15 protein-coding genes and 5 tRNA genes are annotated in these 11,669 nt (G+C 40.2%); 5 read left to right on the forward strand and 15 right to left on the reverse strand.

Annotated elements, in window-relative coordinates; translation table 11 throughout:
• Positions 1–48 precede the first annotated feature (48 nt).
• The 8 genes from AC1TPB_RS13825 to AC1TPB_RS13860 form a co-directional block, all read right to left on the reverse strand.
• The gene (locus tag AC1TPB_RS13825) at positions 49–732 is read right to left on the reverse strand and encodes a class I SAM-dependent methyltransferase (protein WP_482077028.1); all 684 of its coding nucleotides are present in this window, start codon (positions 730–732) and stop codon (positions 49–51) included.
• 212 nt (positions 733–944) lie between these two features.
• Entirely contained in the window at positions 945–1,424 is a 480-nt protein-coding gene (locus AC1TPB_RS13830; protein WP_482077029.1) for a hypothetical protein, read from the reverse strand.
• Between the two features lie 200 nt (positions 1,425–1,624).
• Positions 1,625–1,710, reverse strand: a tRNA-Leu gene (locus AC1TPB_RS13835).
• Between the two features lie 321 nt (positions 1,711–2,031).
• Positions 2,032–2,107, reverse strand: a tRNA-Lys gene (locus AC1TPB_RS13840).
• Positions 2,108–2,153: 46 nt separating this feature from the next.
• A tRNA-Glu gene (locus tag AC1TPB_RS13845) sits at positions 2,154–2,228 on the reverse strand.
• Between the two features lie 153 nt (positions 2,229–2,381).
• Positions 2,382–2,472 (reverse strand) — tRNA-Ser (locus AC1TPB_RS13850).
• A 4-nt stretch (positions 2,473–2,476) separates the two neighbouring features.
• A tRNA-Asn gene (locus tag AC1TPB_RS13855) sits at positions 2,477–2,552 on the reverse strand.
• A 44-nt stretch (positions 2,553–2,596) separates the two neighbouring features.
• Positions 2,597–3,067 (reverse strand): SprT family protein, encoded by a 471-nt coding sequence (locus tag AC1TPB_RS13860; protein WP_482077076.1) that lies wholly within the window; start codon positions 3,065–3,067, stop codon positions 2,597–2,599.
• A gap of 294 nt (positions 3,068–3,361) precedes the next feature.
• Here AC1TPB_RS13860 and AC1TPB_RS13865 point away from each other — a divergent pair, with 294 nt between their 5' ends.
• Together AC1TPB_RS13865 and cmpA are read left to right on the forward strand one after the other, a co-directional pair.
• Entirely contained in the window at positions 3,362–3,721 is a 360-nt protein-coding gene (locus AC1TPB_RS13865) for a hydrolase/acyltransferase (protein WP_482062407.1), read from the forward strand.
• Between the two features lie 165 nt (positions 3,722–3,886).
• Positions 3,887–4,024 (forward strand): cortex morphogenetic protein CmpA, encoded by a 138-nt coding sequence (gene cmpA / locus AC1TPB_RS13870; protein WP_482062406.1) that lies wholly within the window; start codon positions 3,887–3,889, stop codon positions 4,022–4,024.
• A 168-nt stretch (positions 4,025–4,192) separates the two neighbouring features.
• On the opposite strand, the gene AC1TPB_RS13875 is transcribed toward cmpA, so the two are convergent.
• The 4 genes from AC1TPB_RS13875 to AC1TPB_RS13890 all read right to left on the reverse strand — a co-directional run bounded on the left by AC1TPB_RS13875 (position 4,193) and on the right by AC1TPB_RS13890 (position 8,374).
• The gene (locus tag AC1TPB_RS13875; RefSeq protein ID WP_482077030.1) at positions 4,193–6,367 is read right to left on the reverse strand and encodes a Tex family protein; all 2,175 of its coding nucleotides are present in this window, start codon (positions 6,365–6,367) and stop codon (positions 4,193–4,195) included.
• A gap of 115 nt (positions 6,368–6,482) precedes the next feature.
• Positions 6,483–7,133, reverse strand: coding sequence for an MBL fold metallo-hydrolase (locus tag AC1TPB_RS13880; RefSeq protein ID WP_482077031.1), 651 nt, complete (start codon positions 7,131–7,133; stop codon positions 6,483–6,485).
• 2 nt (positions 7,134–7,135) lie between these two features.
• The gene (locus tag AC1TPB_RS13885) at positions 7,136–7,702 is read right to left on the reverse strand and encodes a thioredoxin family protein (protein WP_482062403.1); all 567 of its coding nucleotides are present in this window, start codon (positions 7,700–7,702) and stop codon (positions 7,136–7,138) included.
• 63 nt (positions 7,703–7,765) lie between these two features.
• Positions 7,766–8,374, reverse strand: coding sequence for a DedA family protein (locus tag AC1TPB_RS13890; RefSeq protein WP_482077032.1), 609 nt, complete (start codon positions 8,372–8,374; stop codon positions 7,766–7,768).
• Between the two features lie 135 nt (positions 8,375–8,509).
• Between AC1TPB_RS13890 and AC1TPB_RS13895 the strand changes: the two genes are divergently transcribed.
• Positions 8,510–8,821 carry a dehydrogenase gene (locus AC1TPB_RS13895; RefSeq protein WP_482077033.1) on the forward strand — a complete coding sequence of 104 codons (312 nt, stop codon included), beginning with the start codon at positions 8,510–8,512 and terminating at the stop codon, positions 8,819–8,821.
• A 40-nt stretch (positions 8,822–8,861) separates the two neighbouring features.
• On the opposite strand, the gene AC1TPB_RS13900 is transcribed toward AC1TPB_RS13895, so the two are convergent.
• The 3 genes from AC1TPB_RS13900 to AC1TPB_RS13910 form a co-directional block, all read right to left on the reverse strand.
• Positions 8,862–9,050, reverse strand: coding sequence for a hypothetical protein (locus AC1TPB_RS13900; RefSeq protein WP_482077034.1), 189 nt, complete (start codon positions 9,048–9,050; stop codon positions 8,862–8,864).
• Positions 9,047–9,373, reverse strand: coding sequence for a hypothetical protein (locus tag AC1TPB_RS13905; RefSeq protein ID WP_482077035.1), 327 nt, complete (start codon positions 9,371–9,373; stop codon positions 9,047–9,049). Before AC1TPB_RS13905 ends, AC1TPB_RS13900 begins: the two co-directional genes overlap by 4 nt.
• A gap of 308 nt (positions 9,374–9,681) precedes the next feature.
• Positions 9,682–9,885 (reverse strand): hypothetical protein, encoded by a 204-nt coding sequence (locus AC1TPB_RS13910; RefSeq protein ID WP_482077077.1) that lies wholly within the window; start codon positions 9,883–9,885, stop codon positions 9,682–9,684.
• 220 nt (positions 9,886–10,105) lie between these two features.
• Between AC1TPB_RS13910 and AC1TPB_RS13915 the strand changes: the two genes are divergently transcribed.
• Together AC1TPB_RS13915 and AC1TPB_RS13920 are read left to right on the forward strand one after the other, a co-directional pair.
• Positions 10,106–11,116 (forward strand): M23 family metallopeptidase, encoded by a 1,011-nt coding sequence (locus AC1TPB_RS13915; RefSeq protein WP_482077036.1) that lies wholly within the window; start codon positions 10,106–10,108, stop codon positions 11,114–11,116.
• A 77-nt stretch (positions 11,117–11,193) separates the two neighbouring features.
• The gene (locus tag AC1TPB_RS13920) at positions 11,194–11,625 is read left to right on the forward strand and encodes a bactofilin family protein (RefSeq protein WP_482077037.1); all 432 of its coding nucleotides are present in this window, start codon (positions 11,194–11,196) and stop codon (positions 11,623–11,625) included.
• Positions 11,626–11,669: the final 44 nt, after the last annotated feature.

Here is an 11,669-nt window from a genome sequence, read left to right on the forward strand (position 1 = left end):
AGCAGTATAACTATGTTTGTTGGGTTTGACAAGGCTAATTCACAATTTCTACGATTTTCTTCCATATAACACCACAAAGTTAAAATATTTATAAATACAATCCACATCTGAGAAGCCAATACTCTTCAAAGCTTTTAATTGATCTTGTAAATTAGACATTTTATCTAGTTTTGTTCTTTCATATGCTGATGTGATTTCCTCATCACTTAGATCACTAGCTTCTACCTTGCTTTTCCAATCTAATTTATAGAGAGAATCAAGATAGACCGTTTCTCCAAGAACTTGATCAGCATTAATAAATATACCGGAATCAGTCAAATTGCTATAGCTATTTTTATATAATTCATATTTTTGTACATCCGTTAGATGATGAATGGAAAGCGCTGATATAATAATGTCAAACTTCTCTTGTGCTATATAGTTAGTATAATCCGCTACGACATAGTTAACATTGGGATACGATTGAAGCCTTAACTTAGCTACATCGAGCATTTTCTCTGAAATATCAATTAAAGTAATCGAAGCATCAGGGAACTTTTTCAATAGCAATGATGACATTAATCCCGTTCCAGCACCCAAATCCAAAATAGTAGGCGATGGTTTATTACTATTCGCAAGTGCAGCCGCTATGCCATAAAAATCATCAAAACAAGGAATTAACTTTTTGCGTTGTTCATCATATTGCTGCGCAACCTCATTAAAGCTAGATATTATCTCGTTATGATTATTCATTGAATCAACCTCCGCTATAGTTAAGTTTTCACTATCATATAAGAAAGAGGCTTATTACTGAAATACATAATGACTATAGGAGTGATAGGTTTTGGCTATAAATCTTTTCATAGTCAGAATTCGAACTATATTATAATTTAGTTATTCCAGTAATAAAAAGACCATTATCAACTTGATTCACAAAGGCTGATTCACATTAAACTAATCATTTCTTACAGCTTATCCATCATAGCTAGTACATGTTCTTTCACCTGTGTTTTTTCTTCGGGTGTCATATTGTTTGATTTAAAATTCTTTGCATTATCAGAGGTTATAAGGATTGTGGAGGTTTCTTGAAGTTCTTCTTTGAGGGTTTTTCCTTCTTCAGTGAGTAACATTTTAGATTTATTTATATAGGAATGGCTTATTTCTGTTCGTATATAATTACCTTCCATATTATAAAAATCCTCAATAGCTTTAACATCTGATTTTATATAGGTTTTCCCTTCCTCGATAATAGTTATTGCATTAGCTATAACGTAACCCGTCGCTTCAAATAAACCTTCATCATTTTGATTATCATCATAAGTTTCCATCATATAAACTTCAATGGTTTCAAATTTCTCAATTTGACCACAAGCACCTATAAGCAAACAAGTTAACATGAATAAACACATCTTCACTACAATCAAAAGCTTTTTGTTAAGATTCATCTCTTCACTCCTAACTTCAATTAGTTCTGCATATTAGATTCCTATTATACCACATAATGGGAACACGCCGCTTCAATAACAAAAAAACCACCCTCCCATCAGAATTGTGTTCTGAAAAGAAAGTGGTCTAGTTTATAATATCGTGTGCAGCCCTGCACACTAACTAATTCAATTATGTAAAATCACGATAAGGTCATATATGGTGCGGTAAAGAGGACTCGAACCTCCACGGGGTTGCCCCCACTAGCCCCTCAAGCTAGCGCGTCTGCCGTTCCGCCACTACCGCACGTCGATGAATGAATCACTCTCAGTTGAATTCCCTGAGACCTCTAACAGTTTTCATGTATTACTAGTGGCATCGACCACTAATCTGTTAGTTCATACTTTTTGTATATTACAGTAATCTGTCTTAATTGTAAAGTGGTGTTCCTTCTAATCACTACCAGACAGACACTAATTTCATGGCCTACCTCGCCAATTTCGCAAGGCACACCATAAAACAACAAAACCTAGTATACAAGTATACTAGGCTCCACTATATGATGGCTATTGCCAAATTGTACATTATTATACCATTCATCCAGCTGACTTGACTTAAGAAGTAAACTGGTGAGCCATGAAGGACTCGAACCTTCGACACCCTGATTAAAAGTCAGGTGCTCTACCAACTGAGCTAATGGCTCGCATGATAATCATTACTCATGTGAGTTGCTCTCATAAGAATGGTTGTGGTGACCCGTAGGGGACTCGAACCCCTGTTACCTCCGTGAAAGGGAGGTGTCTTAACCACTTGACCAACGGGCCATCTTAGACTGTCTTGAAAAGCGACAAGATGTATCTTATCACGTTTTTTTTCACAATGCAATACTTTTTTTCGCGATTTTTCCCGAGTATTTTTAGCAAATAAAAAAGACCGCTTGACGGTCCTCTAAAAGCAAGCCTACCAAGAAAAAAATATGGCGGAGAAGGTGGGATTCGAACCCACGCACCACTTGCGCAGCCTAACCCCTTAGCAGAGGGTCCCCTTGAACCACTTGGGTACTTCCCCATAATGGCTCCCCGAACAGGACTCGAACCTGTGACAACTCGATTAACAGTCGAGTGCTCTACCAACTGAGCTATCAGGGAACAACAATAAGATAAAGCGAACACTTAATAATTTACCATGTACGTTATAGCTTGTCAAGCTCTTTTATCATTAATTGCCCACCACATTTTCCACATCTATATTTGCCTACATCCATCCGACGCTTGCGATAATATTTCAGCTTACATTCCTTACACGTAAGCAGATACTTATAGTTCGCACCTGTACGATTGCTTCGTTCTGGTAATGTATTGCAATAGCGGGAACCACCGACATGAGCCAGTAGTTGCTTAAAATCCATATCGCGATGTTTATATCCCCGTTTCAAAATATGCAAATGATAATGACAGAGTTCATGCTTAATTATTTTCTCAGTTTCCTCTTGTCCGAATGCCTCTAACTGGTGAGGACTAATCTCTATATTATGACTATTCGTGAAATAGCGTCCACCTGTTGCTTTCAATCGACTATTAAATGTCGCAGTATGTAGAAACGCTCTGTCAAAATATTGCAGCGAAACACGTTCCACCCATTGTTGCAACTTCTGATCATCCATCATTTTTCACCTTCTAAAACTTTTTTTCTCGTCCAGATACACTTCCTCGCAAACAAAAAGTAGCTTCGGAAGTATAATCTAAAACTTTTTATTATCTTCCTGATACACTATCTCGCAAACAAAAAGTAGCTTCGAACGCATCTCCTTAAATCTTTTTACCTTCTTCTTGATGCACTCCCCTGAACAAAAAAGTCACATCAGAAGCATCTTCCAACTACTTGAATTGTAAGCCTACAATAGGCTACACTGTCAAGTAGAATATGCTTTTATTTGAGGGGAGAGTACCAACTTATTATGGCTATTATGCGCTATGTGTTAATGCAACAACAAACTAAGCTAACATTCATAGAAATGCCCGCAACTCACGCTTATCAGTTAAGCGCATTGAATTTGCGTCTTCGTAAAGAAATCGACAAGCTTACTGCGGATGAAGTACCTAACTTACCTTACGCAGTTGCTGAATGTGATGCCGTAGAACTCCATACCGATCTCGTTCACATTCAATCTGGTCTTGATTACATTAATGAACTTGAGGCAGATTTTGCTGCTGTCAAAGAAAAATCATACCCATTAATTTCTTTACTTACTGAAATTCGTGCCCTTCAAGCCCAGCTTGAACAATGGTATGAAGAGCTAGAAGATCAACAATTATAGTGCATGTTCAAAACTAACATGGCCTAATGACCATGTTAGTTTTGAACTACATCTTATAGTAACATTTGATAGCTGTCGCATTTGTTAGGCAGACAGACACCTATAATCTCCAAATGCCATATGGTAATGAATCATCATCGCCTAGGCTGGAGGGAGGAACTGTTCATGCCTCATTGGCTTCGCAATCAATTAATGAAAGCTTTCTTGAAACGTGATCGTCGGCAAATTCGTCTACTTAATGATTGTTGGTATTTCTATCGTACCCACAACTTTCATGTAAATTCGGAAGCTGATTCTAATTAATCTTATAAATCCAATAGCAATTGAAATAAGCCCAAAGCCGATAAAAGCTTTGGGCTTATTTCACGAACACATGCGATCGACTTGGTATGGCTTAAGCGGAGAGAACTAATCGCTAGTGGTGAGCGGTCTCCAGTTGGAACAATGACATAAGATCGAATCGAACTTCTTCTAGCGAGGCTTCTTCATCGTTAGCCCTACACGATTCCGCTTCATATCGACTTCCAGCACCCATACGGTTACTGTATCTCCGACCGAAACAACATCCATCGGATGTTTGACGAAGCGATCACTAAGCTGTGAAATATGGACAAGTCCGTCATTCTTCAAGCCAATGTCAACAAATGCCCCAAAGTCGATCACGTTGCGCACAGTACCATGCAGCTCCATATCTTTCGTCAAATCCTCGATATTCAGTACATCCGTATGGAAGATTGGCGCTGGTAATTCCTCACGAGGATCACGGCCTGGTCGTAATAGGCTATCGACAATATCCTTCATCGTCGGCACGCCAACCTCTAACTTAGCCGCAGTCTCTTCTATGTTCAGAGCTTTAAGTTCAGATGCCAGTTGTTCACTACCAACTGCTTGCTCCTTCATACCAAGCTCTTTCAATAATGCCTTCACCACACGGTAAGACTCTGGGTGAATTGGTGTGTTATCTAGCAGTTGCTCACCTTCAGCTATACGCAAGAAACCAACACATTGCTCAAATGATTTGGCACCCAGACGCGGTACCTTTTGCAGCTGAGCACGCTTAACAAAGCGCCCATTCTCATCGCGATATTTCACAATGTTTTTGGCAATTGTCCCATTAATCCCTGCTACATAAGATAATAGTGATGCAGATGCCGTATTGACGTCTACTCCAACATGGTTAACTGCTGATTCTACAACACCAGTCAGCGTCTCATCCAGCCTTTTCTGACTAACATCATGCTGGTACTGGCCCACGCCAATTGCTTTTGGCTCGATCTTCACTAGCTCGGCTAGCGGGTCCTGCAGACGTCTTGCGATAGATACAGCACTGCGCTCAGCAACATCAAGCTCAGGGAATTCTTCCGCTGCTAATTTGGAAGCAGAGTACACACTTGCTCCCGCTTCATTCACTATAATATATTTCAGCTGCGTTGCTTTTGCATGATTTTTGATAAGCGCTGCAATAAATTGCTCCGTCTCACGTGACGCAGTTCCATTACCAATAACGATCAGTTCAATATCGTACGTATCGATTAATTTGCTAATTTGCTTCTCAGCTTCAGCAGTTTTATGATGCGGCGCTGTAGGATAACAGACGCCAACCTCTAGCATTTTCCCAATATCATCAATGACTGCAAGCTTACAGCCAGTTCGGAAGGCTGGATCGACTCCGAGCACTCGTTTGCCACGAACAGGAGGCTGCAATAGTAGATTACGAAGATTTTCCGAGAAAATATCGATCGCATGAACTTCAGCTTTATCTGTCAGTTCTGTTCTCACCTCTCGTTCAATCGATGGCGCTAGTAGACGCTTATACGCATCGACAATTACCTCTTGAAGAACTTGAATGACCCCTGAGCTTGAAGGAGCATCCCGCTTCACTGTCTGCCTATGCATATACTGTTCAATTCGCTCGCTATCTAGTACGAAGCTAACCTTCAAAATTTCTTCCCGTTCCCCACGATTAATCGCAAGTATCCGATGCGATGGCAATTTACTGATAGGTTCTTGATAGTTATAGTACATCTCGTATACTGACTCCGTCTCAGCATCCTTCACAACCGTTTTCAATATACCATTGCTAAATGTGAACGTTCGAACCCAAGTACGAATCTTCGCATCATCTGCTAATTGCTCTGCAATAATATCTTTCGCACCTGCCAACGCATCTTCAGCGCTTTCTACGCCCTTCTCAGCGTCGATATAACGTGCCGCTTCAACTAACGGGGTGATAGGACTGTTCTGAGCTAACAACCACTCTGCGAGCGGTTCAAGCCCTTTTTCTTTGGCTACACTCGCTCTCGTCTTACGCTTCTGACGGTAAGGACGATACAAATCTTCAACCTCTTGTAGCTTTACACTTTTATTAATCGCAAGTGCAAGTTCCTCGGTCAACTTACCTTGTTCTTCAATTAGTCTAAGGACCTCTTGCTTACGAGACTCAAGATTGCGCATATATTGCAGCTTTTCTTCAATATCACGTAATTGATTCTCATCAAGCTCACCAGTCATCTCTTTACGATAACGTGCAATAAATGGAATTGTATTTCCCTCATCAAGTAAGCCCACTGCTGATTTAACTTTACTTTGCGGAATATTTAATTGCTTAGCGATCTCGCTTATCATGTGGATTACGCTCTGTTCCATGTATGTACCTCTTTCTTTATCTCATTATATATCGACTACGAATACGACATTCATCGCTCGCTTTATGCAAGCAGAAGCATTCCTGTGCTACTGCTAGGAATGCTTCTCATGTTAGTTATTTTACGTATGGATTGTTAGCCTTTTCGTAGCCAATCGTTGTTTTCGGACCATGTCCTGAGTATACGATCGTCGCATCGTCCAGCTTGTACAATTTATTTTGAATAGAATGATAGAGATCAACTTCTTTACCACCTGGAAGATCAGTACGACCAACAGATAAGCGGAATAATACATCTCCCGAGAAAATATTTTGACCGCATACGAAGCTTACACTACCTGGAGAATGACCTGGCGTATGAAGCACTTTGAAGGAATGACCGATCAATTCTAGCACCTGCCCCTCATCCAATCCATATTCAGCTGGATCAGTCGAAAGCGGCGGTGTTACATCCTGCCAGCGCATCGAGCCGTTTTTACGAGGATCAGTTAGCCAGTCTGCTTCAAGATCATGAATATATACTGGACATTTGGCAAGCTTACGAACCTCATCAACACCACCCATATGATCAAAATGTGCATGTGTTAACAAGATAGCTTCAATATGAACACCTTGAATTTTCTCAATTAAACGCTTCGGATTCATACCAGGATCAATAATAATTCCACGTTTTCCCCCCGTAGCTTCTTCTTCAACCGTTAACAAATAACAATTGGTTTGCAATGGCCCCAATGAAAAACTAGTAATTTGAAATGTTGGCGTAGTCATAATTAGACGCTCTCCAATACTTCACGTAATTCAGCAACAATATGAGCTTGATAGCCAGTACCTTCGCCATATTGCTCCATAATGCCTGCACGAACAACAGCCATACGATCCCCATAATCAGCAGCTTCACGATCAGGGTTAGTCGCTTTGAATTGTGCCATAACTTCTTGCACATGTTTCGGACGAGGACCCCATTGACCTAGTACAACGCCGCCAGTGTCAGCAATAATTACGACTGGAATAGAACGGCCACCATAAGTTAGAAATTGATCAATCGTATCAAGATGGTCTTCCATAATTAGCACATCAATCGGAATACCACTGTTTTCAAGAACATTAAATACGACTGGAATATTACGAACGGCATCGCCGCACCAATCTGCCATAACAATTAAGCAACGAAGGTCATCACGATTGTTCAATGATGCATAGAACTCTTTATCTTCTTCAGAAGGCCATTCGAATTGCTCCTTCCAAGCTATAAATTGCTCTTGATTTTTCGTCATGCCTGCAATAAATTGTTCAGGACTAATCCCTTTACCAATTTTACTCGCTACATTTTTGCTCATTATATATCCCTCTTTCTGCATGTCTCATTTATATAACAATAATTTCAATTGATTTAATTATAGCTAATTTTTGCGGAATCTGCGAATGTAGAAAATAATAAATGCAATACCGCATATTGCGATTAATCCATAAGCAATGTAGGAGTATACATCCATAAATGCTACGATATCTTCCCAACGATCACCGAGCATTGATCCAAGCGTCACAAGAATCGTATTCCAAATTAATGTTCCGAGTGTTGTAAATAGTAGAAAAGGTACTAACTTCATACCAGACATGCCGGCAGGAATTGAAATTAAACTGCGAATTAATGGAACCATACGACATAAAAATACTGCCCAGTTTCCATGTTTATCAAACCAAGCATCGGCACGACGAATATCTTCTTTCTTCACACGTAAAACTTTTCCCCAGCGATCAATAATTCTCTCTAATCTCTCAACATCGAGTACACGACCAATATAATATAAAATAATTGCACCGATCAGCGATCCGATTGTTGCAACAACAATTACACCAAGTGGCGTCATTGCTGTTTTCGTTGTCATAAACCCACCAAAAGTCAATATTAATTCCGATGGTATCGGTGGAAATATATTCTCAATTGCGATTAACAACAAAATACCAAAGTAACCAAACTGCTCCATAATCTCCGTTATCCAATTTTCCATATTCATCCTCCATCAGTTCTATTACTAAACGATATTCTATCATACCTGCGGACATGCTACCAAATTTCATTATGTGACCAGCCTAATTATAATTGCATATTATGAGTTAAGTATATAGAAGGAGCTGAACTCATAATGAAACATCAGGCTGCTAATCATAATCCCCAATTACCTACTGCGAGGAAAATTCGCCGATCATGTCAAGCTGAGTTATACCGTACAATTAAACGACTAAAAGTATATATCCTTCCTGAAAAAGTAGAGCAAGCAGAAACAATCTATTTCAAAAAAGTTGCAAATCATGCGGTTTGGCTTCACGAGAATCGCAGTAATCGTAAGAAACAGGTGGAGTGGTGGGAAGAGAACGTATGTGATGAACTCGTCGCAGTACTAGAAGTTGATCGTGCAGAGTTTGTTACAGCATTTCGCGCTGCTTATGGTGGCTAATCTTCACTCGGTATGGCAACATCGAGGTGCTAGATTGCGATCACTCCACTAATCCTTCCCTTGATCGTAGTTCCATATATTCGTTAACATTCACTTCATTTGTTCCTACCAAAATAAGCGCAGCTACTTTCAAATACAAAAATAAGCGTAGATGCCATAATGGTTCTGCGCTTATTTTTGTTACTTTGACTCCATAGACTATAATTTTATAGTCCACCGCTCGAATCACTCGTCTGTAGCATCAATTTTGGCGTTACAGCGCCACAATCGCTCGAATGGCTCGTCTGTAGCATCAATTTTGGCGTTACAGAGCCACAATTGCTCGATTGGTTCGTCTGTAGCATCAATTTTGGCGTTACAGTGCCACAATTGCTCTAATGGTTCGTCTGTAGCGGCAATTTTGGCGTTACAGCGCCACAATCGCTCGAATGGCTCGTCTGTAGCATCAATTTTGACGTTACAGCGCCAAAATCGCTCGAATGGCTCGTCTGTAGCATCAATTTTGGCGTTACAGCGCCACGATTGCTCGAATAGCTCCGTCTGTAACGGCAATTTTGTTTTATTAAGTTGGTGAATGAACTAAGTAGTAACGAAAAAAGTTATATTCCCTTTATTCATTATCCACCGCCCTGCGAAGAGTACCTAATCACTCCCCCACGCTCCAGCGGAGAGAACTAATCACTAGTGGTATGCGATAGCGGTTGTTTCCCCCTCGGACTTATGCCGCTATGGCTATTACATTAAAACCGAGGACAACGGCGATTGGAACAGTCATTCGTGCTTGGAGCTACCTCCAATTGAACAGTGATTGGTTCTTGGAGCGGACTCCGATTGGAACAGTAATTGGTTCTCGGAGCACTCTACTCCAAATCCTGCTCCACAATAATTCCCATTGAATCAGTAGTTGTCTCATCAACTAATCCATTATGCTCCGTAACATTTCCGCCACCAAGTCCCTCATTAACCATTCGGTCTACATCCATGTCGTAGCTCTCTCGCCCTCCATGCTCATCTGTAACAATCTCTTGTTCTTCTGTACGACGTTGTCTATCGCTGTGCATCATATTATCCATATCAATTCTCCTCTTAGTCATTCCGATGAATATTGGAATTTAATAATAAATCTAACGCTAATTTCCCCGAATTACAGTCAATTCATACAGCTGATAAATAGAATCTTTCAGACAACTTTATTGCATAATGGCATGTTTTATAGTATCTCAGAATAAATAGTGATAGAACGTTCTAATTTTATGTAAGCTGGAAAACGGAAGGAGTATTTGTGTGAGGCATAAGCAGAACTCAAATTGGTCGTTTCTATTGATGCGCGGACCTGATCAGTCTGTGAAGCAATTTAACGTGACAAAGCGATCTCTTATTGCTACACCAGTCGCTCTCATAGCTGTAGTAACTAGCTGTGTCATCGGTCTACAACTGCAAGCAGCTTCCGAGCTAAGACGGATCGAGAGCCAGCAAGCCTTGCTACAGCAGCAATATGATTCGATGCTTTCCGAGCATAGCTTGGAAATAAATAATAAGGAAAATTACATTCATACATTGCAATCCGAACTAGCTAATTTACAACAGAATCAAGCCGCTATTGATGCAAAGCTTATAGATTTACAGAAGCTTGAGGTTCAGCTCCAGCAATTTATCCAGACGTATGGAGAGGAAGTACCTTTGAGCTTGAATAGAAGCATTATGGAGAATGAGAATGAGAATGAGGATGAGAACGATACGCACACACTAGAACAATCTACCTATCGCATAGCTACGATGGCATATCAAGCCAATACTCCATTACAAGAAATGAGTGAGTATATCGAAGTGATGGGAGTTTCTATGCAGCAAACGCTACGTCAAGCAAGTAAGATTCGCGAAGCAGTAGATGCATATCCTAATCTTTGGCCTACAATATCTACTCAACTGACTTCAGGTTTTGGTTATCGAAGTGACCCTTTTTCCGGCCAATCACGTTTTCATGCTGGTATTGATATTGCCGGCAAGAAAGGCGATACCATTTTCAGTGCTGCGGATGGTGAAATTATCGAGACGGGATACGACGATCAATATGGCAACTATATTGTCATTTCACATTTACATGATCTGCAAACGATATATATGCATCTTGATGCTATTGAAGCTAGTATCGGTGATATCGTCGTTAGGGGAGAGAAGATTGGCTTAATGGGCACTACTGGGAAAAGTACAGGCACGCATTTACATTTTCAAATCGTCCAAAAAAATGTAGCAGTCTCACCGTTACCCTTTCTGAATAATCAAAAACATATTTAGCTTATCATTCCGTAGCAACTTTTCATTGCAAAATAGCCGCTCTGAGAAGCCATCTGAAATTTTTAAGGAGGAAAGCAATGTTTAAGGAAGCGAAACGTCTTACAGCAACTGACACGTTAATTGGGCAAGGAACTGTTTTTGAAGGTTCTATTCAGACAGAGGCTAATCTGCGAATTGAAGGTGAATTTCACGGGGAAATTACATCTCAATGTGAGATCATTATCGGAGAGTACGGCGTAGCTAAGGCAGAAATTAAATGCTTGAACTTAACAATTGCAGGTCAATTACATGGCGATATTACCGTTACGGGTCGACTCATTATTACTCCATCTGGACAACTAAATGGCAATGCAGTCGTACAATCCATTATCGTTCAAGAAGGTGCTACCTTTAACGGTCAATGTAAGATGATTAATGCTTCAAGTAAAGCAAGTAATGCAGAGGTCGAAACGATTAATAAAAATCTTGAAAATAAAGCGGAAAATCGTAAAGCAAAACAGGCAGGCTAGCCACTAAAAGAGCTTATGTAGCTACTTATTATCAACTTCCCGAT

Source organism: Paenibacillus sp. Y951 (assembly GCF_056786395.1).

What these genes read in the sequence shown, in the direction of transcription:
- AC1TPB_RS13825 (WP_482077028.1), bottom strand. Translation starts at nt 732, where the DNA reads ATGAATAATCATAACGAGATAATATCTAGCTTTAATGAGGTTGCGCAG.
- AC1TPB_RS13830 (WP_482077029.1), bottom strand. Translation starts at nt 1,424, where the DNA reads ATGAATCTTAACAAAAAGCTTTTGATTGTAGTGAAGATGTGTTTATTC.
- AC1TPB_RS13860 (WP_482077076.1), bottom strand. Translation starts at nt 3,067, where the DNA reads ATGGATGATCAGAAGTTGCAACAATGGGTGGAACGTGTTTCGCTGCAA.
- AC1TPB_RS13865 (WP_482062407.1), top strand. Translation starts at nt 3,362, where the DNA reads ATGGCTATTATGCGCTATGTGTTAATGCAACAACAAACTAAGCTAACA.
- cmpA (WP_482062406.1), top strand. Translation starts at nt 3,887, where the DNA reads ATGCCTCATTGGCTTCGCAATCAATTAATGAAAGCTTTCTTGAAACGT.
- AC1TPB_RS13875 (WP_482077030.1), bottom strand. Translation starts at nt 6,367, where the DNA reads ATGGAACAGAGCGTAATCCACATGATAAGCGAGATCGCTAAGCAATTA.
- AC1TPB_RS13880 (WP_482077031.1), bottom strand. Translation starts at nt 7,133, where the DNA reads ATGACTACGCCAACATTTCAAATTACTAGTTTTTCATTGGGGCCATTG.
- AC1TPB_RS13885 (WP_482062403.1), bottom strand. Translation starts at nt 7,702, where the DNA reads ATGAGCAAAAATGTAGCGAGTAAAATTGGTAAAGGGATTAGTCCTGAA.
- AC1TPB_RS13890 (WP_482077032.1), bottom strand. Translation starts at nt 8,374, where the DNA reads ATGGAAAATTGGATAACGGAGATTATGGAGCAGTTTGGTTACTTTGGT.
- AC1TPB_RS13895 (WP_482077033.1), top strand. Translation starts at nt 8,510, where the DNA reads ATGAAACATCAGGCTGCTAATCATAATCCCCAATTACCTACTGCGAGG.
- AC1TPB_RS13910 (WP_482077077.1), bottom strand. Translation starts at nt 9,885, where the DNA reads ATGATGCACAGCGATAGACAACGTCGTACAGAAGAACAAGAGATTGTT.
- AC1TPB_RS13920 (WP_482077037.1), top strand. Translation starts at nt 11,194, where the DNA reads ATGTTTAAGGAAGCGAAACGTCTTACAGCAACTGACACGTTAATTGGG.